Source organism: Halothece sp. PCC 7418 (assembly GCF_000317635.1).
GTDB lineage: Bacteria > Cyanobacteriota > Cyanobacteriia > Cyanobacteriales > Rubidibacteraceae > Halothece.
Window position 1 is genome coordinate 3388116 of sequence record NC_019779.1, and the last position, 26430, is coordinate 3414545.

Genomic DNA, 26430 nt, shown 5'->3' on the forward strand with positions numbered 1-26430 from the left:
TTAAGCAGCAGCTAATACAGATGATAGTTTCTCCCAACGGAACGCGCGATCGCCACCGAGTTCCACAACTACTTTCACTCTCGGTTCAATTTCATGAAACTTCGCTAAATAACTTAACTCTTGACGGGAGAAAACAAACCCTTCAATCAACCACAAGACCAAGCCTTTTTTATTTTCAGGTAGAATCTCTAATTGAGAATCAACAATCGGTGGTAAAAAATAAACATCACCCACAGCAGCCCCCTGACCAATATTTTTTTTACCCAAATGGGGATGGCGTACCCCATGAATCCCTTTGAAGTAGGAAGCAGGATCGCCTAAGCCTTTTGCTGAAAGATGTAAGGTGACATAACCTTTAGTGCGCAAACGACGTTGATAACGCCCTTCAAATCCGCCTTCTAAGGGGGCATAAACCCCTAACGCTCCCGACTCTTCTAAATCGCGGATAAATTTATTCCCAGTTACTAGTAGTGCCATGTTTGACTTTAATTTTCTATATCAAATCATCAGATTTATTCTGACACAATCTTTCCCAATCCAAAAAATACAACCCTTGTTGCGTAACTGATTTAAATTTGGTATTATATTTGATTGTGACTCAAAAGCTCGATTCACCGCAGTTGACCGTGCTGACATGAAGTGTACACCGCTTGTGCAAGCAAGTAAATGGTGACCTCAATAGTCGCCACAACTGCCAAGAATCAACCCGAGATAACGTCAGAAGCGATTGTTGTCGTCTCGTTGGGATACTGGAGAAGCCCTTACCAGTTTTCTCTAAGTCTCAGCGAAACCCAAACGACAAAAACAGCGCCATTTCTAATCAACTGCTAAGCTGGCTCTTTCCCCGACAAGAGTCAAAGGCAAGCAAAACCCGAAGCACGTCCTATTCTGGCTTCAACCTCACAATAAGGGACGAACCAGGAGTCGCAGAGCAGTGCTCGATCTGAGTGAACCATTCAGTAACCTTTGCTCCTGCTTCTACCTGTCAGTTGTTTGTTTGACGACGGGAAAGTAAAACATCAACTGGTTTGGGTTTTGCAGAAACTGTTATTGAGGACATCAACAACCTGAACGCTCAAATTTAGGTTGTGTTACTAAGTCACACTGTTTGGGTACATCTTATGTTGTCTATACACAAGGGGGTCGCCTGTGTCTATTGGTTTAATGGGTCGAAAACTGGGGATGACTCAAATTTTTGACCAAGAAGAAGGAATTGCTATTCCTGTTACGGTTGTTGAAGTGGGTCCTTGTATCGTTACCCAAATCAAAACACCCAGCACAGATGGATATAGTGCAGTGCAACTCGGTTACAAAACCGTTAAAGAAAAAGCACTCACTAAACCAGAATTGGGACATCTCAAAAAAGTCAACCCAGAAAATACCCCGAGTCTCCGTCATTTGAAAGAATATCGCGTTGATGATCCCGAAAGCTATCAGTTAGGACAATCTCTCAACGCTGATCTATTTAGTGAAGATCAACTCGTTGATGTTAGGGGGACTAGCATCGGACGCGGTTTTGCGGGCTATCAGAAACGTCATGGCTTTGCGCGAGGTCCGATGAGCCACGGTTCAAAAAACCACCGCTTACCTGGTTCGATTGGTCCAGGAACAACGCCAGGGCGTGTTTATCCTGGTAGTCGGATGGCAGGTCGTATGGGCGGTAAAACCGTTACCACTCGCAAATTAAAAGTGGTTCGAGTTGATAGTGAGAAAAATGTCCTTCTCATTAAAGGAACCATTCCAGGTAAACCTGGTGGCTTATTAAGTATTACGCCTAGTAATTTAGTCGGTGCAAAAGCGAGCTAAATCGCATTGATACATCTGACAAATATGGAAAGAATTAATTATGGTTAATTGTGCTGTTAAAAATTGGCAAGGCGAAACCGTTGGCGAAGCAACCTTAGAGTTAAAGGTCGCTAACCCTGAAAATGCCGAACATATCGTGCATCGGGCTTTAGTTCGCCAAACCACAAACTCTCGTCAGGGAACCGCTTCAACAAAAACTCGTTCGGAAGTGCGAGGCGGTGGACGCAAACCTTGGCGACAAAAAGGAACAGGACGCGCTCGTGCGGGATCGAGTCGTTCTCCCTTGTGGCGCGGTGGTGGTGTCATTTTCGGACCCAAACCCCGTGACTTCAATATTAAAATGAATCGCAAAGAGCGACGTTTAGCCCTGAGAACGGCGTTGGCGAGTCGGGGTGAAGATTTATTTGTGGTTGAACCCTTCGCTGAACAACTCCCGCAACCGAAAACCAAAGAGTTAGCCCAAGCGATGACTCGTTGGGGGGTGGAACTGGGAGTGAAAACGCTAATTATCCTAGAGGAGTTTCCAGAGAATGTCTTCTTATCAGCACGAAACTTGCCCAATGTCAAGTTAATGCGTGCCGATAGCTTGAATATTTACGATATTTTGGCTGCACAGAAGATTGTAACCACTCCCAGCGCGATCGAAAAAATTCAGGAGGTGTATGGTGATTGAAAAACAAGAACGGGACTTAATTGATTTAGTTCGCAAACCCGTCATTACCGAAAAAGCAACGATTCTCTTAGAGCAGAATAAATATGTTTTTGATGTGGCAAAACACGCCACCAAACCTGATATCAAAAAAGCGATTGAAATGCTTTTTGATGTCACCGTGACAAAAGTCAACGTTCAAAATCTCCCCCAGAAAAAACGTCGGATGGGGAGATATATCGGGACAAAACCCCAATATAAACGAGCGATTGTCACCCTCTCCGAAGAAGACACCATTACTCTCTTCCCTGAAGTCTAAACGTTTATCGCGAAACCTGAATTCTTATGAGTATTCGATCTTACCGACCCTATACCCCAGGGACTCGACAAGCGACCGTTTCCGATTTTGCTGAAATTACTCGCTCTAAGCCCGAAAAGTCCCTTACCAAATACAAACATCGTAAAAAAGGACGGAATAATCGCGGTGTCATTACCAGTCGTCGTCGGGGCGGTGGTCACAAACGCCGTTATCGTCAAATTGATTTCCGTCGGAATAAGCACAATATCCCTGCTGAAGTCATATCTGTTGAATATGATCCCAACCGCAACGCTCGCATTTCTCTGGTGCAGTATGAAGACGGAGAAAAACGCTATATTCTCTGGCCAGCAGACTTAAAAGTAGGGGATAGCATTATTTCTGGTGACGATGCTCCTTTTGAAGTTGGCAATGCAATGCCCTTAAGCCGAATCCCTCTCGGTACTGAAGTTCACAACATTGAACTCATGGCGGGGAAAGGCGGACAAATCGTGAGAGCAGCTGGAACCGCAGCCCAAGTCGTGGCGCGAGAAAAAGGCTATGTCACCCTCAAACTTCCGTCTCGGGAAGTCCGCATGGTGCGGGAAGAATGCCTCGCCACTATTGGTCGCGTTGGTAATGCTGAACACCGAAACTTAACCCTTGGGAAAGCAGGTCGCGCCCGTCATCTCGGTCGTCGTCCCAAAGTTCGCGGTAGTGTCATGAACCCAGTGGATCACCCTCATGGCGGTGGAGAAGGACGCGCCCCCATCGGTCGTCCTAGCCCCTTAACCCCTTGGGGTAAACCGACCTTGGGTGCGAAAACCCGCAAAGCCAAGAAAAATAGTGACAAACTCATTGTTCGTCGTCGCAAGTAATTGATTACTAGTTACTTCCCCAAGAACAAAACAGAGTAGAAGAGGAAAAAAAATATGGGTCGTTCTTTAAAAAAAGGTCCTTACGTTGATGACAAACTGCTCAAAAAAATCGAGCAACTCAACGCAGCGGACAAAAAAGAAGTCATCAAAACTTGGAAACGCGCTTCCACCATCATTCCGCAAATGGTGGGACATACGATCGCGGTTTATAACGGCAGACAGCACGTTCCTGTTTTTGTCAGTGACCAAATGGTTGGACATAAATTAGGGGAATTTGCTCCCACTCGCACCTTTAAGGGACACGCCAAAAGCGATAAAAAAGCGCGGAGATAAACAATTAGCGAGGAAATTATGCCAGTAGATACCAGTGTTGAAACCAAAGCGATCGCGCGCTATATCCGAATGTCTCCCCATAAAGTGCGACGGGTGTTAGACCAAATCCGCGGTCGTTCCTATCGGGAAGCTCTGATCATGTTAGAGTTTATGCCCTATCGAGCCTGTGACCCAGTGTTAAAAGCCCTCCGTTCCGCAGCAGCCAATGCCGAACACAACCAAGGGCTCGATCGCGCCAGTTTGGTCATTAGCCAAGCCTATGCCGATGGTGGACCGAGCTTAAGACGCTTCCGCCCGCGAGCGCAAGGACGCGCCTACCAAATCCGTAAACCCACCTGTCACATCACCATCGCTGTCGCACCAACCACCGAAGAATAGAAACATTATGGGACAAAAGATTCATCCAACGGGCTTGCGACTCGGCATCACCAAAGAGCATCTGTCTTGCTGGTATGCTGACTCCAAACGCTATCCCGAACTCTTACAAGAAGACTTCAGAATCCGTAACTATATCGATCAAACCCTCAATAACGCTGGCATCTCAGCAACCCACATTGAGCGGAAAGCGGATCAAATTAGCCTCCAAATTCATACCGCCCGCCCTGGTGTTGTTGTCGGTCGTGGCGGAAGCGGAATCGAATCTCTAAGAGTGGGACTGCAACAACTCCTTGGGGGAAATCGCCAAATTAGTATCAACGTCAGTGAAGTTTCTCAAGTTGATGCCGATGCCGTTCTCATTGGCGAATATATCACCCAACAACTGGAACGCCGAGTTTCCTTCCGTCGGGTCGTTCGTCAAGCCATGCAACGGGCGCAACGGGCGGAAGTCCAAGGGATCAAAATCCAAATCAGTGGACGACTCAACGGGGCGGAAATTGCCCGTACCGAATGGACAAGAGAAGGACGAGTTCCGCTTCATACCCTGCGCGCGGATATTGACTATGCTTATCGCACCGCCGAAACCATCTACGGCATTCTAGGCGTTAAAGTCTGGGTCTTCAAAGGAGAAATTCTCCCCGAAGACGAAGAGCAACCCTCAGAAGTCGGACCCACCCCCCGTCGCCAGCCCCGTCGTCAAAAATTTGAAGACCGATCGGAAGAAAAATAGTCATTCGTCATCCGTCATTAGTCATTGGTTACCAATAACAAAGGACTAAGGACAAAATTTCGGAAACAAACCAGAAAAAAACAATGCTTAGCCCCAAAAGAACAAAATTTCGGAAACAACAAAGAGGGAGAATGAAAGGGCTGTCCCACCGTGGGAACACCATCAACTTTGGTGATTTTGCCCTGCAAGCCATCGAACCCTGTTGGATTAACTCCCGCCAAATTGAGGCTGCTCGTCGGGCGATGAACCGTTACCTCCGTCGGGGTGGAAAAATCTGGATTCGGATTTTCCCTGATAAACCGATTACCATGCGGGCTGCAGAAACCCGGATGGGGTCTGGGAAAGGAAACCCAGAATATTGGGTTGCCGTGGTCAAACCCGGGCGAATCATGTTTGAAATCGGCGGGGTGAGCCAAGAGGTGGCTCAAGAAGCCATGCGTTTAGGAGCACAAAAACTCCCCATCAAAACCAAGTTTCTAGTCCGTGAAGAATAAGGAGGAATGATGCCCTTACCCAAAATTGCCGATGCGCGGGCTTTAAGCGATGAAGAACTCTCCCAAGAAATTGTGAATGCAAAACGAGAACTCTTCAATCTGCGCTTTAAACAAGGAACCCGCCAAGAAGACCAAGCCAAACCCCACGAATTTAAGCATCTCAAACATCGGATTTCGCAATTGCTCACCGTCGAACGGGAACGAGAAATTGCCAATCAAAAAGCAGCAACTCCCTCATCAGACACAGCGGAGGAATAAATAACAGATGACAACCAAAGAACGAATTGGTGTGGTGGTCAGTAACAAAATGCAGAAAACCGTCGTGGTTGCCGTTGAAAACCGTGCGCCCAGTCGGAAGTATGGCAAAACCGTTGTTACCACCAAACGTTACAAAGTCCATGACGAGAACAACGATTGTCAAGAAGGCGATCGCGTTCGGATTGTAGAAACCCGTCCCCTCTCCAAAACGAAACGCTGGACGGTTGCTTCCATTATCGAATCGGCTAGCGGTCAAGAACCGCCTCAACCTCTTACCTCACAACCAGAAGAACAATGATCCAACAAGAGACCATTCTTAACGTTGCTGACAACAGTGGCGCTCGTAAAATTCAATGCTTGCGCGTGATGCGGGCGGGGAACGCTCCTTACGGGCGCATCGGGGATGTGATCATCGGCGTTGTGAAAGATGCCCTCCCCAATATGCAAGTCAAGAAATCTGATATCATCCGCGCGGTGATTGTACGCACCCGCTATCCCGAACGCCGAGACAGTGGGATGAGTATTCGGTTTGACGATAATGCTGCTGTCATTATCAATGCGGACAATAATCCCAGAGGAACGCGGGTTTTTGGTCCTGTGGCTCGGGAACTGCGCGACAAAAACTTTACCAAAATCGTCTCTCTCGCACCGGAGGTATTGTAAGATGCCCAGAAAAAATCGCACTCAACAAACCCCCAAACGGTACAAAATGCACGTCAAAAAAGGCGACACAGTGCAAGTCATTTCTGGAAAAGACAAAGGCAAAGTGGGAGAAATTCAACAGGTGATCCCCAAAGAATCCCGAGTGGTTGTGGAAGGGGTGAATGTGCGGACTAAGCACCAAAAACCGACTCAAGAAGGAGAAAAAGGGCAAATTATCACCTTTGAAGCTCCTATTCATAGCTCCAATGTCATGCTCTATTCCAACAAGGAATCTTGCGCCTCTCGGATCAGCTATACCTACACCGAGGATGGACGAAAAGTCAGAATGCTGAAAAAAACTGGCGAAATCATTGATTAAATTTGCACTCTCTCAATTCCTGACCAAGCCCAGGAAAATCATTTGAGACCAAAACCTATGACACAGCGACTGAAAACAACCTATTACGACACCATTGCCCCCCAACTCCAAAAAGAGTTTAACTACAGCAATGTCCATGAAATCCCGAAATTGGTGAAAGTCACCGTTAACCGAGGATTAGGGGAAGCCTCCCAAAATGCCAAAGCCCTAGAGTTATCTGTGCAAGAACTGGCCACGATTACGGGGCAAAAACCCGTTGTCACCCGCGCCAAAAAAGCGATCGCGGGATTTAAAGTCCGTCAAGGAATGCCCGTTGGCGTGATGGTCACCTTACGCAGTGAACGGATGTATGCCTTCTTGGATCGTCTCATTAACGTTGCTCTACCTAGAATTCGCGACTTTCGTGGAATTAGTCCTCGTAGCTTTGATGGACGCGGAAACTACAACTTAGGCTTGCGGGAGCAAATTCTCTTCCCTGAAATTGAATACGACAATATTGATCAAATTCGTGGGATGGATATTGCCATCATCACCACAGCCAAAACCGATGAAGAAGGTCGCGCCCTACTCAAAGCGATGGGAATGCCCTTCCGAGAACAATAAATCTTCTCAAGTATTTTGAACAGGAGGGAAAACAGCAGCTAATGGCCTCGACAGACACCATCTCAGATATGCTCACGCGGATTCGCAATGCTTGCATGGTACAACACGAAACGACCGTTGTCCCTTACAACAAAATGAACCGCAACATTGCCCGCGTTTTAAAAGAAGAAGGCTTCATCGATAGCTATGAAGAAGTGGGTGAAGGCTTGAAAAAACAAGTCTTAATTTCGTTACGATATCAAGGTCGTAACCGCAAACCGATTATTAAAAGGCTCACTCGTGTCAGCCGACCCGGTTTAAGAGTTTATTCTAATCACAAAGAATTACCCCGCGTTCTCGGTGGAATTGGCATTGCCATTATCTCCACCTCTAGCGGTATTATGACCGATCGCGAAGCCCGGAAACGGGGAATCGGCGGGGAAATTCTCTGCTATGTCTGGTAAATCTCAAGACCCATTGAAGGAGTAATTGATTATGTCACGGATTGGTAAATTACCGATTCCTATTCCCCAAAAAGTAGAAATTACCGTTGACGGTAAGCAGGTGAAGGTCAAAGGACCGAAAGGGGAATTAGAACAGACCATGCCTGATTTTGTCACCATTGAACAAGAAGACAACCAAATTTTGGTCAAACGAGTCAATGATTCTCGTAAGGCGAGAGAACGTCATGGCTTAGCCCGTACTCTGGTGGCAAATATGGTGCATGGAGTTTCTCAAGGCTTTGAACGACGCTTGCAAATTCAGGGTGTGGGTTATCGGGCGCAAGTGCAAGGACGAAACTTAATCCTCAATGTGGGTTACAGTCATCCCGTTGAAATCGCGCCCCCAGAAGGAATCCAGATTAACGTCGAAAAAAATACTGAAATCATTATTAGTGGGATTAATAAGGAAATCGTCGGTAACTTGACGGCAAAAATTCGCGCCGTTCGTCCGCCTGAACCTTATAAACAGAAAGGAATTCGCTTTATGGGAGAACAAGTCCGACAAAAAGCGGGTAAAGCAGGGAAGAAATAGAAATCATGAAGAACAATCGCAAAGAACTGATCAAACAGCGCCATCGTCGGATTCGGCGCAAGGTAGAAGGGACTGCCGAACGCCCTCGTTTAGCAGTGTTTCGTTCTCATCAACATATTTATGCCCAAGTGATCGACGACAAGCAACAACATACTTTAGTTGCTGCTTCTACGGTCGATCCCAATTTGCGTCAAACCTTAGCGTCAACTCGCACTTGCGAAGCGGGTGCTGCAGTCGGAACATTAGTCGCCCAACGCGCTTTAGAACAAGGAATCAAGCAAGTGGTGTTCGATCGCGGTGGGAATATCTATCACGGGCGTGTCCGCAGCCTTGCTGATGCTGCTCGTGAAGCTGGACTAGAATTTTAAGAATTGGGGGAAATCATGGCAAAACGAAACCAAAGTAAAAAAGAAGACAGCCAGTTTCAAGAGCGCGTGATTCAAATTCGGCGCGTCAGTAAAGTGGTGAAAGGCGGTAAAAAACTTAGCTTCCGCGCGATCGTGGTTGTCGGCAATGATCGCGGTCAAGTTGGCGTAGGCGTAGGCAAAGCGGGTGATGTGATCGGCGCAGTGCGTAAAGGCGTTGCCGATGCCAAAAAACAACTGGTGGATGTTCCCATCACGAAAGGAAATTCGATTCCTCACCGCGCTGATGGCTTTGCTGGTGGCGCAAAAGTGATGGTTCGTCCCGCTGCCCCTGGTACGGGTGTAATTGCTGGGGGGGCGGTTCGGACTGTGCTTGAACTCTCTGGGGTCAAAAATATCCTCGCCAAGCAACTGGGTTCGTCTAACCCCTTAAATAATGCCAGAGCCGCGATCGATGCCTTAGCTTCCTTACGCACCTTTAAAGAAGTTGCAAATGAACGGGGTGTTCCTTTAGAACAAATCTTTTCCTAGTTCATAGTTCTTAGTTCGCGGTTCATTGAACGAAGAACAAATAACAAAGAACAAACAACAAAGACAAACTATGAAACTACACGAATTAAAACCCAAAAAAGGATCGCGCAAACCCCGTCGTCGCTTAGGGCGTGGCATCTCCGCAGGACAAGGGGCAAGTTGCGGGAAAGGAATGCGCGGTCAAAAAGCTCGTTCTGGTCCCAACCCTTTCCGTGGCTTTGAAGGGGGACAAATGCCCCTTTATCGGCGTGTTCCCAAACTTAAACACTTTACGAGAGTCAACCCACGTCGCTACACTACCATTAATGTTGGTAAATTAGCTGGTTTAGAGGCAAACACGGAAGTAACCCTCGCAACACTGAATGAAGCGGGTTTGATTAACGACGCTGAAGGTCCACTCAAGATTTTAGGCGACGGTGAAATCAATGTTCCCTTACAAGTCAAAGCAGAGGCGTTTACTAAGAGTGCACGTCAAAAAATTGAATCAGCCGGGGGAAGTTGTGAGGTCTTAACTTAATTCATTTGAGTGAGACCACACGCAGCCAATGTTTAGTCAATTCCAGTATCGGGGAGAAATAATCCTTCATGGTTGTTAGTCGAGAAAGAACCCCAAACGCACAAGAAACATTTATGCAGATGGCGCAAGCGGCTGGGTTACGCAGTCGCTTGTTGATCACAGTGGGACTCATATTATTAGTCCGACTGGGTGTGCGGATTCCTGTTCCAGGAATTGATCGCGCTAGCTTTGCGGAAGCCGTGCAGAATAGCCCCATTTCAGGATTTTTAAATTTCTTGTCTGGGGGCGGTTTATCTGCGGTGGGAATTTTTGCTTTAGGCATTCTTCCCTTCATTAACGCTTCCATTATTATGCAGTTACTCACGGCGGGTCTGCCTTATTTAGAAAATTTACAGAAAAATGAGGGGGAAGCAGGACGACGGAAAATTTCCCAAATTACCCGTTATGTTGCCCTTGCTTCAGCTGTGTTTAACAGTTTTGGTTTGGCAAGTTTTGTTCAGCCTTATGCCTATAACCCAGGACCCATTTTCTTGTTAAAGACAGTCATTGCGCTGACGGCTGGATCTATGTTTGTGATTTGGCTGTCAGAGTTAATTACAGAGCGAGGGATTGGTAACGGCCCCTCGTTATTGATTTTTGTCAATATTGTTGCGGTTTTACCCAGAACGTTGGGAAATACCATTGAGTTTGCCCAAACGGGAGGGCGAGAAGCGGTAGCACAGGTGCTGATTTTAGCACTGGTGTTCTTGGTGATGATTGTGGGGATTGTTTTTGTCCAAGAGGGAACACGACGGATTCCCATTGTGTCGGCGCGTCGTCAAGTGGGACGGCGTTTATATCGAGAGCGAACCAGTTATCTGCCTTTGCGGGTTAACCAAGGCGGTGTCCTGCCGATTATTTTCGCCTCCACTTTACTGATTTTACCCTCTTCCCTTGCTCAGTTTACCCAAGGGGGTGGGGGTGAAGAAGAAGCTGCTGGGATTGGTGCAACCATCAATGACATTTTGGTGCAAATTTCCACTTACATGAACCCGAGTGGCCCAACGCCGTGGCTTTATGTAACGATATATCTTCTTTTGATCCTCTTCTTCAGCTATTTCTATGCAGCGTTAGTGGTGAATCCAGTAGATATGTCCCAAAACTTGAAGAAAATGGGGGCAAGTATTCCAGGGATTCGTCCAGGGAAAGCAACGAGCGATTATTTGCAAAAAGTAATTAATCGCTTAACCCTTTTGGGTGCAATCTTTTTGGGCATTGTTGCTACTGTTCCCACGGCGGTGGAAACGGCGACTGGTGTCACGACCTTCCAAGGGTTGGGGGCAACATCACTGTTAATTCTTGTGGGGGTTGCCATTGATACGGCAAAACAAATTCAAAGCAGTGTCATCTCTCAACGCTATGAAGGGATGGTGAAACAGTAATGGTTATTCGTTATTGGTTCATTGTTCCTCCTTGTTCAAAGAACTAATAACGAATAACAAATAACAAATAACAAACAAAAAAAATAATGACTAAATATTCTCGGTTAATTTTTTTCGGACCGCCGGGGGCGGGAAAAGGAACACAAGCCAAAACCCTCTCTCAAGAGTGTGGAATTCCTCATATCGCCACTGGAGATATTTTACGCAACGCGATCGCGCAACAAACTGCTGTCGGACAAAAAGCCCAATCTTACGTCAATAATGGCGATTTAGTCCCCGATGAAATCTTAGCAGCTTTAGTGCGCGATCGACTCCAGCAACCCGATGCCCAATCAGGCTGGATCTTAGATGGATTTCCTCGTACCCTCAACCAAGCGGAATTTTTAGACCAACTCCTGAGCGAACTCAACTCTGCTTACGATTTGGTGATTTATCTCGATGTTCCCGATGAGATCCTAATCCAACGCTTATTAGGGCGCGGACGTAAAGATGATACCAAAGATACCATCCGTCATCGTCTCGATGTTTTCCATGGTCAAACCGAACCCTTGATTCAGTTTTATCAACAAGAAAACCGCTTCCTACAAGTGGATGGCAATCAGCCCTTACCCCAAGTGACTGAGCGCATTAAAACGGCGATGCAAGAAGGGCAGTAGAGCCTGTAACGGCGAATTTTTGCTAAGATTATCGAGGGGTAGCCTTGGCTTTTTTTATCCCCCATTCTATTAAAAAAGAGCCAAATTATTGCACACTCTCGGCAAGGAGAAACAAAACTTTATGTCTAAACAAGACTTAATCGAGATGGAAGGCACGGTAACTGAGTCCTTGCCCAACGCAATGTTTCGCGTGGACTTGGAAAACGGCTTCAATGTGTTAGCTCATATCTCTGGCAAAATTCGCCGTAACTACATTAAAATTCTACCTGGCGATAAAGTCAAAGTGGAGTTAACCCCTTACGACTTAACGAAAGGACGCATTACTTATCGTCTGCGTAAAAAGTAGTTTGTACCTTGACAACATACTCAAAATACGATACAATGAAAGGCTTGTAGTCTATCGAAAACGACAATGAAAGTTAGACCTTCAGTGCGAAAAATGTGTGAGCGTTGCCGGGTCATTCGCCGTCGAGGGCGAGTGATGGTAATTTGCTCCAATCCTAAGCATAAACAACGTCAAGGGTAAAACCTAATTATCCAAATCTTAGCAGAAAAAAACAACTAGGGAGAGAAACGTGGCACGGATTGCAGGAGTAGATCTTCCGCGTGATAAGCGCGTTGAAATTGCACTCACTTACATTTACGGAATTGGCTTTTCCCGTGCGCGGGAAATCTTAGCAGCAACAGGTGTTAACCCCGACACAAGAGCCAAAGATCTTGATGTCAACGAAGAAAGCACCCTTCGTTCTTACATTGAAGAAAACTACCAAGTTGAGGGGGATTTGCGACGCTTAGAAAACATGAATATTAAGCGTCTGGTTGATATCGGAACCTATCGCGGTCGTCGTCATCGCTCAGGCTTACCCGTGCGCGGTCAGCGGACACGGACGAATGCTCGCACTCGTCGCGGAAAACGGCTCGCGATCGCGGGGAAAAAGAAACCCCCAGCTAAAAAATAAGTCCTCTCATCTTTCCAATTTAAACCCATCCCTTGCAGTCATTAAACTGAAAACCTTATGGCGCGACAAACTAAAAAAAGTTCCTCTAGAAAAACCAAACGTAACGTCCCCAACGGCGTTGCTCATATCCAGTCCACCTTTAACAATACCCTCGTCACCATTTCTGATACTAAAGGCGATGTCATTTCTTGGGCCTCAGCTGGGTCGAGTGGCTTCAAAGGCGCGAAAAAAGGCACCCCGTTTGCTGCTCAAACCGCAGCCGATCAAGCGGGTCGTCGCGCAACCGAACAAGGAATGCGTCAAGTGGAAGTGATGGTGAGTGGTCCTGGTGCGGGTCGAGAAACCGCCATTCGCGCTCTCCAGGGCGCGGGATTAGAAATCACTCTCATTCGCGATGTGACACCAATTCCCCACAATGGGTGTCGCCCACCGAAGCGTCGTCGCGTTTAAACCCGCCGACCCGTTATTGGTTATTTGTTGCACAGGCAAATAACGAATAGCGAATCACGAAATCAATCAAGGGAGGTTGCTCTGTGGTGCAGCTTAAAGACTTTACTGTCGATTGTGTCGAATCCAAAACTGATCATAAAACACAAAACCAATATAGCAAGTTTGTCTTAGAACCCCTAGAACGGGGTCAAGGCATTACAGTGGGGAATGCCCTCAGACGGGTTTTGCTATCTAATTTAGAAGGAACAGCCGTAACGGCGACACGGATCGCGGGGGTAACCCATGAATTTGCGACAATTCCAGGCGTGAGAGAAGATGTCCTCGAAATCTTACTCAATCTCAAAGAATTGGTCTTTAGAAGTTACTCCCCGGGACCGCATATTGCCCGTTTGGCTGCCACGGGACCGGCTACGATTACGGCGGGAGATTTCAATGTTCCCTCCGAGGTGGAAGTGATTGATCCCAGCCAGTATGTGGCCACCCTTGCCGATGGGGCAAAATTAGAAATGGAAATTCGGATCGAGAGGGGAACGGGATATCGCATCGTTGATTTGGAAAAAGAAGATGTGAGTTCCTTAGATTTTCTCCAAATTGATGCCGTTTTTATGCCCGTTTCTAAAGTGAAATATACGGTAGAAGAAACCCGCCTCGATGAAGGGGAAAGTAAAGACCGTTTAATTTTAGAAATTACCACAAATGGCAGCGTGAAGCCAGATGAGGCTCTCTCCCAAGCAGCAACGGTGCTGGTGGAACTCTTCCATCCCCTCGGTGATTTAAATATTCAACCTTCTCCTGAAGAGCAGGAAGTAGAAGAAGACCCCAACGGACAAATTCCCATCGAAGAATTACAACTGTCGGTGCGGGCTTATAACTGTCTGAAACGGGCTCAAATTAATTCTGTTGCCGATTTACTCGACTACACCCATGAAGATCTCTTAGAAATTAAGAACTTCGGGCAAAAGTCAGCAGAAGAAGTGGTTGAGGCGTTACATGACCGCCTTGGCATTACTCTTCCCCAAGAAAAATCGGCAGCCAGTTAAGCTAACCTTGTCCAACAACTTGATTCAAAAAGGAGGCTGATTATGCGTCATGGTCGTCGTGTTAAAAAACTCGGTCGTCCGGCTGACCAACGCCGGGCTTTATTGCGCTCTTTGGCAACGCAATTAATTAGACATGGACAGATTACAACCACTAAAACTCGCGCGAAAGCAGTACGGTCAGAGGTCGATAAAATTATTACTCTGGCAAAAGATGGGTCTTTGTCCGCCCGCAGACAAGCGATCGCGTACCTTTACGATAAAAACTTGGTTCATTCCTTATTTGAGAATGTCCAAGAACGGTATGCTAACCGTAATGGCGGTTATACACGGGTGTTGAGAACCGTTCGTCGTCGCGGTGATAACGCTGAAATGGCGATTATTGAATTGGTGTAAGTTAGTATTGCCCAGAGGAAATGAATAACAAAGAGTCAGCGAAAACCAAACGAGTTGCTCTGGTTATTCAGTATCTGGGAACAGCCTTTTACGGCTGGCAACGGCAACCTCATTACCGAAGCGTACAAGAAGAAATTGAAATCGCGATTAATCGCGTGATTGACCCAGAACAGTGGATTCCCCTCCACGGCGCAGGGCGAACCGATAGTGGGGTTCATGCAGCTGCCCAAGTTGCTCACTTTGATGTCACCAGCCCCATTCCTGCCGAAAAATTTGCCATGGTGTTGAACAAGCAGTTGCCCGATGAAATCTTGATTCGAGCTTCCGCAGCAGTTCCTCTCGACTGGCACGCTCGGTTTTCGGCAAGGTATCGGCGGTATCGGTACACCCTTTACACCGCAGCAACCCCAAACTTGTTTGTGTTCCCTTGGTGTTGGCATTACTATTATGCCCCCCTTGATGCCAGCGCGATCGCTGCTGCTGTGAAACCATTGCTGGGGTATCATGATCTAGCAGCCTTTTGTCGCGCGGGTTCGGATCGCGCCCATACTTGGGTCAAGGTTCAAGATGTCCAATGTATCCGTAACGGTCCTCTGGTTGAAATAGAAATTCAAGCGGATGGGTTTTTATATGGAATGGTGCGGTTGTTAGTTGGGTTGCTAGTGAAAGTGGGAACAGGAGAACTGAGTCAAGCTGAGTTTACAGAGATTTGGCAGCACAAACAGCGCGATCGCGTCAAATATTCTGCTCCCGCCAAAGGCTTATGTCTCTTGCGCGTGGGATATGAGGACTTTCCCTTTCCCCCATCAATTTGGTTTAATAGTCAACCTCATTTTTACTTCAATACAGAGAACTCCTATGACAGTTAATCAAACTCCCCTGCCCAATGCAGAAACCCTCGAAAAACAGTGGTATGTCATTGATGCCACTGGCTATCGCCTCGGTCGTCTGGCTAGTGAAATCGCCGATATTATTCGCGGTAAAAATAAGCCGACCTACACCCCCCACATGGATACGGGTGATTTTGTCATTGTGATTAATGCCGACAAAGTAACCGTCAGTGGGAATAAGGCAAACGAAAAACTATATCGTCGCCATTCTGGAAGACCAGGTGGGATGAAAGTTGAAACTTTTAATCAACTGCAACGGAGAATTCCCGAACGGATTATTGAAAAAGCAGTCAAAGGAATGCTCCCGAAAAACCGCTTAGGTCGGCAACTAGCGACAAAACTAAAAGTTTACGCGGGTCCTGAACATCCACATCAGGCGCAAAAACCCGTGGAAATTACGCCTTCTTGCTAAGAACAATAGGAGATTAAACCTTTATGCAAGCTACAGATAACAATCGCGTCGTTTATTGGGGAACAGGTCGTCGCAAAAGCTCAGTTGCGCGGGTTCGCCTTGTTCCAGGAAACGGACAAATCCAAGTCAACACCCGCAGTGGCGATCATTACTTCAACTACAACCCCAATTACATTTCCGCCATCAAATCCCCCCTAGAAACACTGGGCTTAGAAAACGATTATGATATTCTCGTCAATGCCCATGGGGGTGGCTTAACGGGACAAGCAGAAGCCGTTCGTTTGGGTGTGGCGCGGGCGTTATGCAAACTCGACCCTGAAAATCGTTCCCCACTCAAAACAGAAGGCTACCTCAGTCGTGATCCCCGTGCCAAAGAGCGGAGAAAATACGGCTTACGGAAAGCCAGAAAAGCCCCTCAATACTCAAAACGTTAAAATTAGATCGAAGAGAGCATTATCCCTTGCTCTCTCCCGCTTTTATTCATCAATTCGGAGGTTCATTATGGCAAAAGAAGGCATTCATCCCCAGTGGTATCCCGATGCAAAAGTGATTTGCAATGGAGAAGTTGTGATGACGGTTGGCGCGACCCAGCCTGAGTTGCACGTTGATGTTTGGTCTGGTAATCATCCTTTCTATACTGGAAATCAGAAGATTATTGACACGGAAGGACGGGTTGATCGCTTCCTCCGTAAGTATGGAATGTTTGATGATAGCGAGGAAGAAAAATAGAAGAGCCAACGGTTTCTGCTTGTTTGTTAATTGTTGCTTAAAATTACGTTTGCATCGTTAATATATGAGCCAAAATCAAAACTCAACAAAGAACCAAGAACAACGAACCAAGAACAAATATGGCTGAATCCTACGTCTTGGAAAAACTGCAATCAGTGGAGGAAACCTACAACGAACTGACTCGTCGTTTAGGGGATCCCGATATTGCCACTGATCCAGAAGAACTACAACGGGTCGCAAAGGCACGGTCTTCTCTGGAAGAAACGGTGGAAACCTACAACCTGTGGAAGCAAACCCAAACCGACCTCAAAGAAGCCCAAGAAGTCTATAAAGATGCTGAGGGCGATCCAGAAATGCAGGAACTTGCTGCTGCAGAAGTGCAGGAGTTAGAAGAAAAACTGGAAAATTTAGAGCGTCGGATGAAACTGCTGTTGCTTCCGCGCGATCCCAATGATGAGAAAAACATTATGCTGGAAGTTCGTGCGGGAACGGGCGGTGATGAGGCTTGTCTTTGGGTAGGTGATTTGGTACGGATGTATTCTCGCTATGCAGAAAATCAAGGGTGGAAACTCAGTCTCGCCAGTGAGTCTCTCTCGGAAACGGGAGGCTTTAAAGAAGCGATTTTAGAAATTAAAGGCGATCGCGTTTATAGCAAACTGAAATTTGAAGCAGGGGTTCATCGTGTCCAACGAGTCCCTGCCACCGAAGCAGGGGGACGGGTTCATACTTCTACGGCAACGGTTGCTGTGATGCCCGAAGTGGATGATGTGGAAGTAGAAATTGACCCCAAAGATGTGGAAATTACCACTGCTCGTTCTGGAGGGGCTGGGGGACAAAATGTGAACAAAGTAGAAACTGCTGCTGATTTGTATTACAAGCCCCTCGGTATTCGCATTTTTTGCACCCAAGAACGGTCTCAACTGCAAAACCGCGAACGGGCGATGCAGATCCTGCGGTCAAAACTCTATGAAATGAAACTGCGGGAACAATATGAGTCTGTTACCTCCATGCGACGGTCACAAGTGGGAACGGGCGGACGCTCGGAAAAAATCCGCACCTATAACTATAAAGATAATCGCGTTACGGATCACCGTCTCGGGGTAAACTTTAACCTCGAACCCGTTTTAGAAGGGAACTTGGAAGATCTGATTCAATCCTGCATTTCTCAAGACCAGCAAGAACGTTTGGCAGAATTGACAGAAAAATCTGAATAATTTCTAAAATTGCGATAAAATTACCAAATTAAAGTAAAATACTTAAAACTGATTTGATTCAGGTTGAATCGTTCTCAGTGGATGCGTTCAGCATGGGGATCAAAACTGAATGGGAGTTGACCCCAACCAATGGTGCTGATTGTCATTTTGTTGAAGCTAGAGAGCGATTAAAATGAATAGTATCATAGCGGTGAAACGCATAGAAGTAGAGAGAAGATTATGGCAGACGCGCCGATTGCCCCTGTGGTGCTGGTCATTCTTGACGGTTGGGGGGAACGCCAAAGCAAAACAGCAAACGCGATCGCGCAGGGAAAGACACCTGTAGTCGATAGCTTAAGGGAAGTGTATCCTCTGACCTTCATCCAAGCCTCTGGGAAAGCAGTGGGTTTACCAGAAGGGCAGATGGGTAACTCAGAAGTGGGTCATCTCAATATTGGCGCGGGTCGAGTTGTGCCTCAAGAGTTGGTGCGGATCAGTGATGCCGTGGAAGATGGCTCAATTCTAGAAAACCCTGTGTTAGTGGAAACGTGCCAAAAAATTAAGGCAAGTGACGGGAAACTACACCTGATGGGGTTATGCTCAACAGGGGGAGTTCATTCCCATATTTCTCACTTACTAGGCTTACTGAAGCTGGCGAAAGCCCAAGAAATCAGTGAAGTGTGTATTCATGTGTTTACTGATGGGCGAGACACCAATCCCACTGATGGCGTATCCGCTTTAGAAGCAATTCAAAATTACATTCAACAAGCGGGCGTAGGCAAAATTGTTACCATCAGTGGTCGCTATTATGCCATGGATCGCGATCGGCGTTGGGATCGAGTCCAAAAAGCTTATGAGGTTATCACGGAAACCGAGTGTGAAACAGAAATTGATCCGATCGCGCTCTTGAAAGAACAGTATGAGAGTGATGTCACCGATGAGTTTATTGCCCCGACTCGCGTTGCTGCTGGAGGAGTTGAAGCAGGAGATGGGGTAATCTTTTTCAACTTCCGCCCCGATCGCGCCCGAGAATTAACCTCTGCTTTTGTCAACCCTGATTTTGATGGCTTTGAGCGTGAACAGATTCAACCGCTACATTTTGCCACCTTTACTCAATATGATGCCTCGTTACCCGTAGAAGTTGCCTTTAAGCCCCAAAACTTAACCAATATTCTCGGGGAAGTGATCGCTAATGCAGGATTAAAACAACTGCGTACCGCCGAAACGGAAAAATATCCTCATGTTACTTACTTCTTTAATGGTGGGGAAGAAGAGCCATTTCAAGGGGAAGATCGCAAACTGATTAACAGTCCGATGGTTTCCACTTATGATAAAGCCCCTGCGATGTCTGCAGAAGCAGTAACCGATTTAGCTTGTGAAGCAGTGGAACAGGGAATTTATTCGCTGGTGGTGATTAACTACGCCAATCCTGATATGGTGGGTCATACAGGGAACTTAGAAGCAGCCATCAGCGCGATCGAAACCGTGGATCACTGTGTGGGGCGACTGCTAGAAAGTATTAGTAAAATGGGAGGGACTGCCCTAATTACTGCCGATCATGGTAACTCTGAATATATGGCAGATGAAAAAGGGAATCCTTGGACAGCCCACACCACAAACTTAGTTCCTTTCTTATTAGTGGAAGGGGAAAAACGAAAAATTCCTCAACACGGGGGAAAAGTGGAGTTGCGGGATCAAGGGTGTCTTGCAGATATTGCACCGACCATTTTAGAAATTCTCCAAATCCCGCAACCAGAAGAAATGACAGGACGTTCTCTGATTGCATCGAGTAATGTTCAGGTGAAACCCAATCGCACGCCAGTCGATATTTCCTTATAATCTTGATACGCTAGAAATTTAATCTTTATTCTGAAAAACTGATGACCGTTGAACAACTCTTAGAAATCGTATCTGTTGCCTCCGCAATTTTATTAATTGTTCTCGTCTTACTCCATTCTCCCAAAAGTGATGGTTTAGGGGGATTGGGAGGTCAAGCCTCGATGTTTACCAGTACCAAATCGGCGGAGAAAACCTTAAATCGAATCACTTGGGCGTTAGGCTTAGTCTTTATCAGCAGCACCATTGTTTTGAGTGCGGGCTGGGTTTAACTGACGTGAGCGAGAATTCCCCCACCTCAATGAAGTAGGTGGGGGTGAAGCGCGAACTTAGAACGTTAGCTTGCTAGTGCAGGCGACGGCGGATGAAGCGGGAAATCCTGAAGACGAATAAGACCGTCCTTGTTTCACGAAGTTGGAAGCGGGAAACTTCAGCGAAGCAAGTTAGGGTGCTTCACGTCGAAATTAATTGATCTGAGATCTTAATCCCTTCATTCAATGAGATACTAGATAAGCCATGATGTAAACGATTGAAAGGACGATCGCGCCTACCTAAAACTGATCGCAGTTTATTGGCTGATTAATAGCCCAGTCCACTACTTCTGGATGCGGTATTTCTTGATTAGGTCTTTCTTGAAAATAATTTAAAATTAATTCTGCGTATTCAGATCAAATTTGCTGAATCACAGCTTCTAAGTTGTTGTAGATTTTTTTAGCAATAGCCCTAATCACAGGAATTGCTACTGAGTTACCTAACTGACGATACATTTGAGTTCGTGAAACTGGGATAATAAACTCATCTGGAAACCCCATTATTGCTTTACATTCACCTTCACTTAACAGTCTGATACCTGTTTCTCCATCACGCACAAAAGTTCCTGTTAAACGTTGAATTTTATGATAAGTTGAAACTAAAGTTTTTACCTTAATTTGAGAACTGTTATCTACAATTTGTGGTTTTCCATCATCTTTCTTAAACAAGTAAGTTTGTTGAAGGTGTTTGGAAATAGAGTAACCTGTAAGATTTGACTCCAGAAACTGATTTATAAATATTGTATTGTTATTTCCTTGAGGGAAATCAAAGTCTATTCTTTTCTCTAAATATTCTCGATTGAACCCAACAATATAAATTCTTTTACGATATTGAGGTAAACCAAAATCAGCAGCATCTAAAGTTGCATAGCGAACATCATAATTAAGTTCATCTAGAGTCTTAAGTATAATTTGAAAGGTTTTTCCATTATCATTAGTTAACAAACCAGGGACATTTTCCAATAAAAAACATAATGTTCTTTTGGCTGCTAATATTTTTGCTATCGAATAAAATAAAGTGCCTTGTGTTTTATGTAAAAACCCTTCTCGTTTTCCAATAGCGCTAAAAGGTTGGCAAGGAAAACCAGCCAATAAAATCTCATGGTCTGGGATTGCATCGGGTTGAATTTTATTAATATCACCGAAAGGAATCTCATTAAAATTAGCTCGATATGTTTTTTGAGCATGAGAATCCCACTCGCAAGAAAAAACACACTCACTATTAGAATTCTTGAAAGCTAATCTCATACCACCGATCCCAGCAAATAAATCTATAAATTTTATTTTTCTTTTAACTGTATAAGGTGACTTGATCGTATCATAAGCAGGATTAATAGACTCTAAAAGCTCTGGAATATACGCAGTTTGCAACATACCTTAAGTTTTGAATTCATATTATAAAAATCTTTAAAAAGAAGAGAGAATTATGTAACTAATGTAGTAGAGTTTTTGATCAAAGCAATGGTCAAGGAGACTACTATGAATAGATGGGAACAAAGTATAAAAGAAGGAAATAAATCAGAAAAGACTTTTTTAAAACTGGCAGTCAGAAGGGGATATCAAGTTTTAAAATCATCAAAGCAACAAGATATTAATGAACACTGGGATTATGAAATTACTAAAAATGATGCTACTTATAAAGTTGACGTAAAAGCAAAAAAAAGAATAAGCCGTCAAGATAAAACCGTGCAGTCAGAAGAAATCTGGATTGAGTTACACAGTGTAAGAGCTAATAATAAAGGGTGGTTATATGAAAGTAAAGCTAATTTACTGGCATTTGAACTTGAAGATGGTTTTTTGCTAGTAAAACGAGAAGACCTAATCAACCTAGTAAATAAGATAGTCAACTTTGATGAACAAGTATCTCTAGCAAAAGATGCTCTTTATAAAGTTTATAGTCGTCGCGATCAAGTCGATAAGATAACGAGGATTCGAGCCGAGGATGCCAAGGGAATACAGTTTGATTATTGGCATTTTTTAGAGGGTCTTGGTGCAAGAAGATAGTGAGTAAGGTGGGCAATGCCCACCCTATGAGGATTATGCACTGAAGTAACGCGCGATCGGGTGGTAAGAAACGATCGCGGTCGTTGATTGTTCAGGATAGATTTGTTCACTTTCATCCATATAGAGATTAATTTGTTTCGTCTCTAGCAGGTCTAAAAGTGTGTACTGATCCTGAATATTCGGACAAGCGGGATAACCAAAGCTATAGCGCGAACCCCGATAGCGTTGCGCCAAGATATCACGGATATTATCGGGATCTTCATCGCCAAAGCCTAACTCCTGACGAATGCGGGCGTGACCCCATTCTGCAAGGGCTTCTGCTGCTTGTACCCCAAAGCCGTGGAAATAGAGATATTCAGTGTATTTATCCGCTGCAAACAGTTCTTTGGCGTATTCCGTGGCAATTTCACCAACCGTTACTGCTTGCATCGGGAAGACATCAATCAAACCCGATTCTTTCGGTGCATAGAAGTCTGCAATACACATCCGTTGTCCCGACCGTTGACGAGGGAACTCAAACGCAGCAACCGGTTCTGATCCGTCAGGAATCGTTCCTTTCTCTTCCATCAGTTTCGGATCAAACAGATACACCGTATTCCCTTCCGAGTAACAGGGGAAGTAACCGTAAATCAAGTGGGGATGGAGTAAGTTTTCATCCTTCGAGCGTTGTTTCCACTCTTCCAGAATCGGTTCAACCGTTTCTTGTAAAAACTGATCGTACTCTTCCCGAGATTGACTTTTCTTCTTCCGGAATTGCCATTGACCCGCGAACAGGGCTTGTTTGTCGAGATACCATAGTATCTCATCCATGGAAATATCATCGGGATTTAAGCGTTTATAGCCCCAGAAAGGCGGTGTTGGACGCTCAATATTGACATCCACCGCTTCCGAACGAGTGGTATCTACGACTTTCGGTTCTTCTGCTTTTCCGTTTTCTTCTGTTTCTACCTTGCCATTGCTTTGGGCTTTTTCGGCTTTGGCTTTGGCTTTAATGCCTTTTCCTTCTTCTTCTTCTTCAGCAAACTCCCCTAAGAAGCCTTGGAGATCATCCCATTGTCCCGCTTCTTTTGCTGGCATGAGTTTATCCATAAAGTTGAGGTCAGAGAAGGCATCTTTCCCGTAAACCACTTTGCCATTGTAGGCTTCTTGACAGTCACCATAGACAAATTTCGGCGTTAGCGCAGCCCCACCGAGAATAACCGGAACGGTAATGCCTTTTTCATTGAAGGTTTCTAAGTTTTCCTTCATGAAAGCGGTGGATTTCACCAATAGCCCACTCATGGCGATGCAATCGGCATTGTGCTCTTCGTAAGCAGCGATGATATTATCCACGGGCTGTTTAATACCAATGTTAATGACACGGTAGCCATTATTGGACAGAATGATATCCACTAAGTTCTTACCGATATCATGCACGTCCCCTTTTACGGTTGCAATGAGGAAGGTTCCTTTGGCATTATCTCCCGCTTCATTTTTCTCCATGTGGGGTTCTAAGTGCGCCACTGCAGCTTTCATGGTTTCAGCAGACTGCAAGACAAAGGGAAGCTGCATTTCACCAGCACCGAAGCGTTCCCCAACCACTTTCATCCCATCAAGGAGATACTTGTTAATAATATCGAGAGGGGGATAGGTTTGCATCGCTTCATCGAGAACATCATTTAAGCCAATGCGTTCCCCATCAATAATGTGCTGTTTGAGTTTGTCTTCGATGGAAAGATTTTCCATGCTAGAGGCAGCAACGTCTGCTTTTTTGCCCGCAAAGACTTCGGTTAGTTTTGTCAGGGGATCATAAACACAGATGCCATCTTCATTAAATTCACGACGGTCATAAATAAGGTCGCGACAAACCTGCTGATGTTCTTCTTCGATTTTTGCTAGGGGAACAATCTTACTCGCGCTGACAATGGCTGCATCCATTCCTGCTTCAACGGCATCGTGAAGAAAAACAGAATTGAGGGCAACCCTTGCGGCTGAATTCAAGCCAAAGGAGAGGTTAGAAACCCCCAGCATGATATGACATTCGGGTAAGTTTTCCCGAATCATCCGAATGGACTCCATGGTTTCCTTTCCGTTCACCCTGTCTTCTTCAATCCCAGTGGAAATGGGAAGGGCTAAGGAGTCAAAGAAAATCTCCGAGGGAGGAATGCCATATTCTACTGCTTGGCGATAAGCACGTTGGGCAATTTCAAATTTCTTCTGGGCGGTTCGTGCCATCCCATCTTCATCAATGGTACCGACAACGACACCTGCGCCATATTTTTTCGCGAGTTCTAAGACTTTGAAGAAGCGTTCTTCGCCATCTTCATAGTTTGTAGAGTTGATGAGACATTTTCCGCCTGCAGTTTTTAACCCCACTTCCATTTTCGTCCATTCGGTGGAGTCCACCATCAGCGGAAGGGTTACGTTATTCACCAAACGGGAAACCACTTCGTACATATCCCGTTCGCCGTCACGTCCCACATAGTCCACGTTGACATCAAGGACGTGCGCTCCTTCTTTTACCTGAGATTTGGCAATAGAAACCAGACCATCCCAGTCTTCTTCGTTGAGGAGGGTACGAGTTTTTTTCGATCCACTGGCGTTCAGACGTTCTCCAATAATTAGGAAGGAGTTGTCTTGAATATAATTTTGGGTGCTGTAAATGGAAGCAGCAGCGCGATCGTTGCTAGGATGACGCTCTTTTGGTTTGAGGTCTTTCGCGATTTCATGGAGTTGTTCAATATGGTCAGGGCGCGTTCCACAACAGCCACCAATAATTTGTACACCTAAATCTTCTACGAAGTGCATTAACGCCATCCGTAGTTCGGTGGGAGTCAGTTTATAGTGGGCTTGTCCCCCAACGTTTTCAGGAAGTCCAGCGTTGGGAATACAGGAAATAACGAATGGGGAGTGTTCCGACAAATATTTGATATGTTCTTTCATTTTGTCGGGACCGGTTGCACAGTTTAACCCTAAGATATCAATGTCATAAGGTTCGAGGATGGTCAGGGCTGCATCAATTTCGGTTCCTACCAGCATGGTTCCCATAACTTCCATGGTGATAGAAACCATAATTGGGATACGATCACCTTTTTCGGCAAAGACTTCTTCTACTGCATTCAAAGCAGATTTAATTTGCAGCACATCTTGACAGGTTTCGATGATAAATAAGTCGGCACCGCCATCATAAAGTCCAGAGGCTTGGACACGGTAAGACTCTTTCATCGTGTCAAAGTCAATATGACCCAGGGTGGGAAGTTTGGTGGTGGGTCCCATCGCCCCAGCCACAAAACGCGGTTTTTCTGGGGTTGAATACTCTTGCGCCACACGCTTAGCGAGTTCCGCTGCCATCTTACTCAGTTCGTAGGCTTGTTCGGGAATATCATATTCCGCTAACACCACAGAACTAGAACCGAAGCTGTCGGTTTCAATAACATCCGCACCCGCTTCTAAAAATTCGCGGTGGACTTGCTCAATGGCTTCTGGTTTAGATTTGACAAGATATTCATTACACCCTTCGAGTTCAGCACTGCCAAAATCTTCTAGAGTGAGTTCTTGCCTTTGTAAAGACGTTCCCATCCCGCCGTCAAAAACGAGGACAGGGCGTTCTGGAGAATGGAGTCTTTCCAGAAAAGCACTTTTTACTTTCGGTTTAGTTGTTGTCATCCTTAAATCACGGGTCTGAAATCCCGTCGTTCACGACGTTAATTTGTTGAAGAGGAAAGGAAGAGGTGCAGTTCCTTTCCAAAAATCCCAATAACGGGAACTCCCTGCACGAGTAAAGTTAGCCTAGCCAAGGTTTAAGGGCGGTGTTTCCAAGCAGCACTGTCTTATCTATTTCTAGGACTGTTTAACTGTTTGGTTCTAGAGCTTGCGGGTGGCTACGCCCCCACAAGGTAGGAACTTTAACGCTTCCCCTAAACGTAGTCCTCGCAGGACTTAGGCGGGTCAGCTAGCTAGAAGGGAGAAGCCCGAAGTGGGTTCCTTCTAGAAAGACGTGCTGACAGAGATTCTTCTGTTGACCAACTAATTGCTTAATAGCTTCTAAATTTTGGTCGCATTTATTACATATTATAAAGACTATCATCCCACACTCTCGTCATGGAGTTGACACTCCTACGAATTCACTTTACCTTACCTTAATGCGACAGGAAGGTCTTCACGCTTGGCTCGGGTCGCCATATTCTCCGATTTAGCGCGTGGAGGATGTCACAATAGAGGAAAGTGTGGGGGAGGTGTGAAGCGTGAAAATAACTCAGGGGTGGCTTTCCAAACAGATAATCGC

37 protein-coding genes are annotated in these 26430 nt (G+C 45.7%); 34 read left to right on the forward strand and 3 right to left on the reverse strand.

Features of this window, described 5'->3' with window-relative positions; translation table 11 throughout:
• Positions 1–477: an NAD(P)H-quinone oxidoreductase subunit N gene (locus tag PCC7418_RS15475; RefSeq protein ID WP_015227125.1), complete on the reverse strand. Its 477-nt coding sequence runs from the start codon at positions 475–477 to the stop codon at positions 1–3.
• A 672-nt stretch (positions 478–1149) separates the two neighbouring features.
• On the opposite strand from PCC7418_RS15475, the gene rplC reads away from it, so the two are divergent.
• The 33 genes from rplC (at position 1150) to secG (ending at position 20123) form a co-directional block, all read left to right on the forward strand.
• Positions 1150–1806 carry a 50S ribosomal protein L3 gene (gene rplC, locus PCC7418_RS15480; protein ID WP_041596289.1) on the forward strand — a complete coding sequence of 219 codons (657 nt, stop codon included), beginning with the start codon at positions 1150–1152 and terminating at the stop codon, positions 1804–1806.
• 40 nt (positions 1807–1846) lie between these two features.
• Complete coding sequence (gene rplD, locus PCC7418_RS15485) at positions 1847–2479, forward strand: 50S ribosomal protein L4 (RefSeq protein WP_015227127.1); 633 nt, start codon at positions 1847–1849, stop codon at positions 2477–2479.
• Complete coding sequence (locus PCC7418_RS15490) at positions 2469–2774, forward strand: 50S ribosomal protein L23 (protein WP_015227128.1); 306 nt, start codon at positions 2469–2471, stop codon at positions 2772–2774. Before rplD ends, PCC7418_RS15490 begins: the two co-directional genes overlap by 11 nt.
• Positions 2775–2800: 26 nt before the next feature.
• Positions 2801–3628 (forward strand): 50S ribosomal protein L2, encoded by an 828-nt coding sequence (gene rplB / locus PCC7418_RS15495; protein ID WP_015227129.1) that lies wholly within the window; start codon positions 2801–2803, stop codon positions 3626–3628.
• A 54-nt stretch (positions 3629–3682) separates the two neighbouring features.
• Positions 3683–3961, forward strand: a complete 279-nt coding sequence (rpsS, locus tag PCC7418_RS15500; RefSeq protein ID WP_015227130.1) for a 30S ribosomal protein S19 — start codon at positions 3683–3685, stop codon at positions 3959–3961.
• A gap of 18 nt (positions 3962–3979) precedes the next feature.
• A complete protein-coding gene (rplV, locus tag PCC7418_RS15505) occupies positions 3980–4339 on the forward strand; it encodes a 50S ribosomal protein L22 (RefSeq protein WP_015227131.1) in 360 nt (119 codons plus the stop codon).
• Positions 4340–4346: 7 nt separating this feature from the next.
• A complete protein-coding gene (gene rpsC, locus PCC7418_RS15510) occupies positions 4347–5069 on the forward strand; it encodes a 30S ribosomal protein S3 (RefSeq protein WP_015227132.1) in 723 nt (240 codons plus the stop codon).
• A gap of 83 nt (positions 5070–5152) precedes the next feature.
• Positions 5153–5563 (forward strand): 50S ribosomal protein L16, encoded by a 411-nt coding sequence (gene rplP, locus PCC7418_RS15515; RefSeq protein WP_015227133.1) that lies wholly within the window; start codon positions 5153–5155, stop codon positions 5561–5563.
• A 9-nt stretch (positions 5564–5572) separates the two neighbouring features.
• Positions 5573–5821 (forward strand): 50S ribosomal protein L29, encoded by a 249-nt coding sequence (rpmC, locus tag PCC7418_RS15520; RefSeq protein ID WP_015227134.1) that lies wholly within the window; start codon positions 5573–5575, stop codon positions 5819–5821.
• Between the two features lie 7 nt (positions 5822–5828).
• Positions 5829–6119, forward strand: coding sequence for a 30S ribosomal protein S17 (gene rpsQ, locus PCC7418_RS15525; protein WP_015227135.1), 291 nt, complete (start codon positions 5829–5831; stop codon positions 6117–6119).
• Positions 6116–6484: a 50S ribosomal protein L14 gene (gene rplN, locus PCC7418_RS15530; RefSeq protein WP_015227136.1), complete on the forward strand. Its 369-nt coding sequence runs from the start codon at positions 6116–6118 to the stop codon at positions 6482–6484. The genes rpsQ and rplN overlap by 4 nt, the downstream gene beginning before the upstream one ends.
• 1 nt (position 6485) lies before the next feature.
• Positions 6486–6842 carry a 50S ribosomal protein L24 gene (rplX, locus tag PCC7418_RS15535; protein ID WP_015227137.1) on the forward strand — a complete coding sequence of 119 codons (357 nt, stop codon included), beginning with the start codon at positions 6486–6488 and terminating at the stop codon, positions 6840–6842.
• A 57-nt stretch (positions 6843–6899) separates the two neighbouring features.
• Positions 6900–7445 (forward strand): 50S ribosomal protein L5, encoded by a 546-nt coding sequence (gene rplE, locus PCC7418_RS15540; RefSeq protein WP_015227138.1) that lies wholly within the window; start codon positions 6900–6902, stop codon positions 7443–7445.
• A gap of 41 nt (positions 7446–7486) precedes the next feature.
• Complete coding sequence (gene rpsH / locus PCC7418_RS15545) at positions 7487–7888, forward strand: 30S ribosomal protein S8 (protein WP_015227139.1); 402 nt, start codon at positions 7487–7489, stop codon at positions 7886–7888.
• Positions 7889–7919: 31 nt separating this feature from the next.
• Entirely contained in the window at positions 7920–8459 is a 540-nt protein-coding gene (gene rplF, locus PCC7418_RS15550) for a 50S ribosomal protein L6 (RefSeq protein WP_015227140.1), read from the forward strand.
• Positions 8460–8464: 5 nt separating this feature from the next.
• On the forward strand, positions 8465–8827 hold the full coding sequence (rplR, locus tag PCC7418_RS15555) for a 50S ribosomal protein L18 (protein WP_015227141.1): 363 nt from the start codon (positions 8465–8467) through the stop codon (positions 8825–8827).
• A gap of 15 nt (positions 8828–8842) precedes the next feature.
• On the forward strand, positions 8843–9355 hold the full coding sequence (rpsE, locus tag PCC7418_RS15560; protein ID WP_015227142.1) for a 30S ribosomal protein S5: 513 nt from the start codon (positions 8843–8845) through the stop codon (positions 9353–9355).
• 70 nt (positions 9356–9425) lie between these two features.
• The gene (gene rplO / locus PCC7418_RS15565) at positions 9426–9872 is read left to right on the forward strand and encodes a 50S ribosomal protein L15 (protein ID WP_015227143.1); all 447 of its coding nucleotides are present in this window, start codon (positions 9426–9428) and stop codon (positions 9870–9872) included.
• Between the two features lie 68 nt (positions 9873–9940).
• Complete coding sequence (gene secY, locus PCC7418_RS15570; RefSeq protein ID WP_015227144.1) at positions 9941–11293, forward strand: preprotein translocase subunit SecY; 1353 nt, start codon at positions 9941–9943, stop codon at positions 11291–11293.
• Positions 11294–11379: 86 nt separating this feature from the next.
• Positions 11380–11949 (forward strand): adenylate kinase, encoded by a 570-nt coding sequence (locus PCC7418_RS15575; RefSeq protein ID WP_015227145.1) that lies wholly within the window; start codon positions 11380–11382, stop codon positions 11947–11949.
• Positions 11950–12070: 121 nt separating this feature from the next.
• Positions 12071–12295: a translation initiation factor IF-1 gene (infA, locus tag PCC7418_RS15580; protein WP_015227146.1), complete on the forward strand. Its 225-nt coding sequence runs from the start codon at positions 12071–12073 to the stop codon at positions 12293–12295.
• A gap of 66 nt (positions 12296–12361) precedes the next feature.
• Entirely contained in the window at positions 12362–12475 is a 114-nt protein-coding gene (gene rpmJ / locus PCC7418_RS19965; protein WP_015231123.1) for a 50S ribosomal protein L36, read from the forward strand.
• Positions 12476–12524: 49 nt separating this feature from the next.
• On the forward strand, positions 12525–12908 hold the full coding sequence (gene rpsM, locus PCC7418_RS15585; RefSeq protein ID WP_015227147.1) for a 30S ribosomal protein S13: 384 nt from the start codon (positions 12525–12527) through the stop codon (positions 12906–12908).
• Between the two features lie 57 nt (positions 12909–12965).
• Positions 12966–13358, forward strand: a complete 393-nt coding sequence (rpsK, locus tag PCC7418_RS15590) for a 30S ribosomal protein S11 (RefSeq protein ID WP_015227148.1) — start codon at positions 12966–12968, stop codon at positions 13356–13358.
• A gap of 83 nt (positions 13359–13441) precedes the next feature.
• Positions 13442–14398, forward strand: coding sequence for a DNA-directed RNA polymerase subunit alpha (locus PCC7418_RS15595; RefSeq protein WP_015227149.1), 957 nt, complete (start codon positions 13442–13444; stop codon positions 14396–14398).
• Positions 14399–14440: 42 nt separating this feature from the next.
• A complete protein-coding gene (gene rplQ / locus PCC7418_RS15600) occupies positions 14441–14791 on the forward strand; it encodes a 50S ribosomal protein L17 (RefSeq protein WP_015227150.1) in 351 nt (116 codons plus the stop codon).
• Positions 14792–14811: 20 nt separating this feature from the next.
• Positions 14812–15660 carry a tRNA pseudouridine(38-40) synthase TruA gene (gene truA / locus PCC7418_RS15605; RefSeq protein WP_015227151.1) on the forward strand — a complete coding sequence of 283 codons (849 nt, stop codon included), beginning with the start codon at positions 14812–14814 and terminating at the stop codon, positions 15658–15660.
• Positions 15650–16093: a 50S ribosomal protein L13 gene (gene rplM / locus PCC7418_RS15610; protein ID WP_015227152.1), complete on the forward strand. Its 444-nt coding sequence runs from the start codon at positions 15650–15652 to the stop codon at positions 16091–16093. Before truA ends, rplM begins: the two co-directional genes overlap by 11 nt.
• A gap of 23 nt (positions 16094–16116) precedes the next feature.
• Positions 16117–16527 (forward strand): 30S ribosomal protein S9, encoded by a 411-nt coding sequence (gene rpsI / locus PCC7418_RS15615; protein WP_015227153.1) that lies wholly within the window; start codon positions 16117–16119, stop codon positions 16525–16527.
• A 67-nt stretch (positions 16528–16594) separates the two neighbouring features.
• Positions 16595–16822 (forward strand): 50S ribosomal protein L31, encoded by a 228-nt coding sequence (gene rpmE, locus PCC7418_RS15620; RefSeq protein WP_015227154.1) that lies wholly within the window; start codon positions 16595–16597, stop codon positions 16820–16822.
• Between the two features lie 119 nt (positions 16823–16941).
• Positions 16942–18036 carry a peptide chain release factor 1 gene (gene prfA / locus PCC7418_RS15625; RefSeq protein ID WP_015227155.1) on the forward strand — a complete coding sequence of 365 codons (1095 nt, stop codon included), beginning with the start codon at positions 16942–16944 and terminating at the stop codon, positions 18034–18036.
• Positions 18037–18255: 219 nt separating this feature from the next.
• Positions 18256–19854: a 2,3-bisphosphoglycerate-independent phosphoglycerate mutase gene (gene gpmI / locus PCC7418_RS15630; RefSeq protein WP_015227156.1), complete on the forward strand. Its 1599-nt coding sequence runs from the start codon at positions 18256–18258 to the stop codon at positions 19852–19854.
• A 41-nt stretch (positions 19855–19895) separates the two neighbouring features.
• Complete coding sequence (gene secG / locus PCC7418_RS15635; RefSeq protein ID WP_015227157.1) at positions 19896–20123, forward strand: preprotein translocase subunit SecG; 228 nt, start codon at positions 19896–19898, stop codon at positions 20121–20123.
• 396 nt (positions 20124–20519) lie between these two features.
• On the opposite strand, the gene dcm is transcribed toward secG, so the two are convergent.
• Positions 20520–21536 carry a DNA (cytosine-5-)-methyltransferase gene (dcm, locus tag PCC7418_RS15640; protein WP_015227158.1) on the reverse strand — a complete coding sequence of 339 codons (1017 nt, stop codon included), beginning with the start codon at positions 21534–21536 and terminating at the stop codon, positions 20520–20522.
• Positions 21537–21641: 105 nt separating this feature from the next.
• Between dcm and PCC7418_RS15645 the strand changes: the two genes are divergently transcribed.
• Positions 21642–22166: a hypothetical protein gene (locus PCC7418_RS15645; protein WP_015227159.1), complete on the forward strand. Its 525-nt coding sequence runs from the start codon at positions 21642–21644 to the stop codon at positions 22164–22166.
• A 33-nt stretch (positions 22167–22199) separates the two neighbouring features.
• Here PCC7418_RS15645 and metH read toward each other — a convergent pair whose 3' ends face one another.
• On the reverse strand, positions 22200–25811 hold the full coding sequence (metH, locus tag PCC7418_RS15650) for a methionine synthase (RefSeq protein ID WP_015227160.1): 3612 nt from the start codon (positions 25809–25811) through the stop codon (positions 22200–22202).
• Positions 25812–26430: the final 619 nt, after the last annotated feature.

What these genes read in the sequence shown, in the direction of transcription:
- rpsS (WP_015227130.1), top strand. Translation starts at nt 3,683, where the DNA reads ATGGGTCGTTCTTTAAAAAAAGGTCCTTACGTTGATGACAAACTGCTC.
- rplX (WP_015227137.1), top strand. Translation starts at nt 6,486, where the DNA reads ATGCCCAGAAAAAATCGCACTCAACAAACCCCCAAACGGTACAAAATG.
- infA (WP_015227146.1), top strand. Translation starts at nt 12,071, where the DNA reads ATGTCTAAACAAGACTTAATCGAGATGGAAGGCACGGTAACTGAGTCC.
- truA (WP_015227151.1), top strand. Translation starts at nt 14,812, where the DNA reads ATGAATAACAAAGAGTCAGCGAAAACCAAACGAGTTGCTCTGGTTATT.
- prfA (WP_015227155.1), top strand. Translation starts at nt 16,942, where the DNA reads ATGGCTGAATCCTACGTCTTGGAAAAACTGCAATCAGTGGAGGAAACC.
- rpsK (WP_015227148.1), top strand. Translation starts at nt 12,966, where the DNA reads ATGGCGCGACAAACTAAAAAAAGTTCCTCTAGAAAAACCAAACGTAAC.
- PCC7418_RS15490 (WP_015227128.1), top strand. Translation starts at nt 2,469, where the DNA reads ATGGTGATTGAAAAACAAGAACGGGACTTAATTGATTTAGTTCGCAAA.
- rpsI (WP_015227153.1), top strand. Translation starts at nt 16,117, where the DNA reads ATGCAAGCTACAGATAACAATCGCGTCGTTTATTGGGGAACAGGTCGT.
- rplR (WP_015227141.1), top strand. Translation starts at nt 8,465, where the DNA reads ATGAAGAACAATCGCAAAGAACTGATCAAACAGCGCCATCGTCGGATT.
- rplQ (WP_015227150.1), top strand. Translation starts at nt 14,441, where the DNA reads ATGCGTCATGGTCGTCGTGTTAAAAAACTCGGTCGTCCGGCTGACCAA.
- rplB (WP_015227129.1), top strand. Translation starts at nt 2,801, where the DNA reads ATGAGTATTCGATCTTACCGACCCTATACCCCAGGGACTCGACAAGCG.
- PCC7418_RS15575 (WP_015227145.1), top strand. Translation starts at nt 11,380, where the DNA reads ATGACTAAATATTCTCGGTTAATTTTTTTCGGACCGCCGGGGGCGGGA.
- rplN (WP_015227136.1), top strand. Translation starts at nt 6,116, where the DNA reads ATGATCCAACAAGAGACCATTCTTAACGTTGCTGACAACAGTGGCGCT.
- rpmC (WP_015227134.1), top strand. Translation starts at nt 5,573, where the DNA reads ATGCCCTTACCCAAAATTGCCGATGCGCGGGCTTTAAGCGATGAAGAA.
- gpmI (WP_015227156.1), top strand. Translation starts at nt 18,256, where the DNA reads ATGGCAGACGCGCCGATTGCCCCTGTGGTGCTGGTCATTCTTGACGGT.
- rplF (WP_015227140.1), top strand. Translation starts at nt 7,920, where the DNA reads ATGTCACGGATTGGTAAATTACCGATTCCTATTCCCCAAAAAGTAGAA.
- rplM (WP_015227152.1), top strand. Translation starts at nt 15,650, where the DNA reads ATGACAGTTAATCAAACTCCCCTGCCCAATGCAGAAACCCTCGAAAAA.
- PCC7418_RS15645 (WP_015227159.1), top strand. Translation starts at nt 21,642, where the DNA reads ATGAATAGATGGGAACAAAGTATAAAAGAAGGAAATAAATCAGAAAAG.
- PCC7418_RS15475 (WP_015227125.1), bottom strand. Translation starts at nt 477, where the DNA reads ATGGCACTACTAGTAACTGGGAATAAATTTATCCGCGATTTAGAAGAG.
- dcm (WP_015227158.1), bottom strand. Translation starts at nt 21,536, where the DNA reads ATGTTGCAAACTGCGTATATTCCAGAGCTTTTAGAGTCTATTAATCCT.
- secG (WP_015227157.1), top strand. Translation starts at nt 19,896, where the DNA reads ATGACCGTTGAACAACTCTTAGAAATCGTATCTGTTGCCTCCGCAATT.
- rpmE (WP_015227154.1), top strand. Translation starts at nt 16,595, where the DNA reads ATGGCAAAAGAAGGCATTCATCCCCAGTGGTATCCCGATGCAAAAGTG.
- rpmJ (WP_015231123.1), top strand. Translation starts at nt 12,362, where the DNA reads ATGAAAGTTAGACCTTCAGTGCGAAAAATGTGTGAGCGTTGCCGGGTC.
- rplV (WP_015227131.1), top strand. Translation starts at nt 3,980, where the DNA reads ATGCCAGTAGATACCAGTGTTGAAACCAAAGCGATCGCGCGCTATATC.
- rpsE (WP_015227142.1), top strand. Translation starts at nt 8,843, where the DNA reads ATGGCAAAACGAAACCAAAGTAAAAAAGAAGACAGCCAGTTTCAAGAG.
- rpsC (WP_015227132.1), top strand. Translation starts at nt 4,347, where the DNA reads ATGGGACAAAAGATTCATCCAACGGGCTTGCGACTCGGCATCACCAAA.
- rpsH (WP_015227139.1), top strand. Translation starts at nt 7,487, where the DNA reads ATGGCCTCGACAGACACCATCTCAGATATGCTCACGCGGATTCGCAAT.
- rplE (WP_015227138.1), top strand. Translation starts at nt 6,900, where the DNA reads ATGACACAGCGACTGAAAACAACCTATTACGACACCATTGCCCCCCAA.
- rplP (WP_015227133.1), top strand. Translation starts at nt 5,153, where the DNA reads ATGCTTAGCCCCAAAAGAACAAAATTTCGGAAACAACAAAGAGGGAGA.
- metH (WP_015227160.1), bottom strand. Translation starts at nt 25,811, where the DNA reads ATGACAACAACTAAACCGAAAGTAAAAAGTGCTTTTCTGGAAAGACTC.
- rplO (WP_015227143.1), top strand. Translation starts at nt 9,426, where the DNA reads ATGAAACTACACGAATTAAAACCCAAAAAAGGATCGCGCAAACCCCGT.
- rpsQ (WP_015227135.1), top strand. Translation starts at nt 5,829, where the DNA reads ATGACAACCAAAGAACGAATTGGTGTGGTGGTCAGTAACAAAATGCAG.
- secY (WP_015227144.1), top strand. Translation starts at nt 9,941, where the DNA reads ATGGTTGTTAGTCGAGAAAGAACCCCAAACGCACAAGAAACATTTATG.
- rplD (WP_015227127.1), top strand. Translation starts at nt 1,847, where the DNA reads ATGGTTAATTGTGCTGTTAAAAATTGGCAAGGCGAAACCGTTGGCGAA.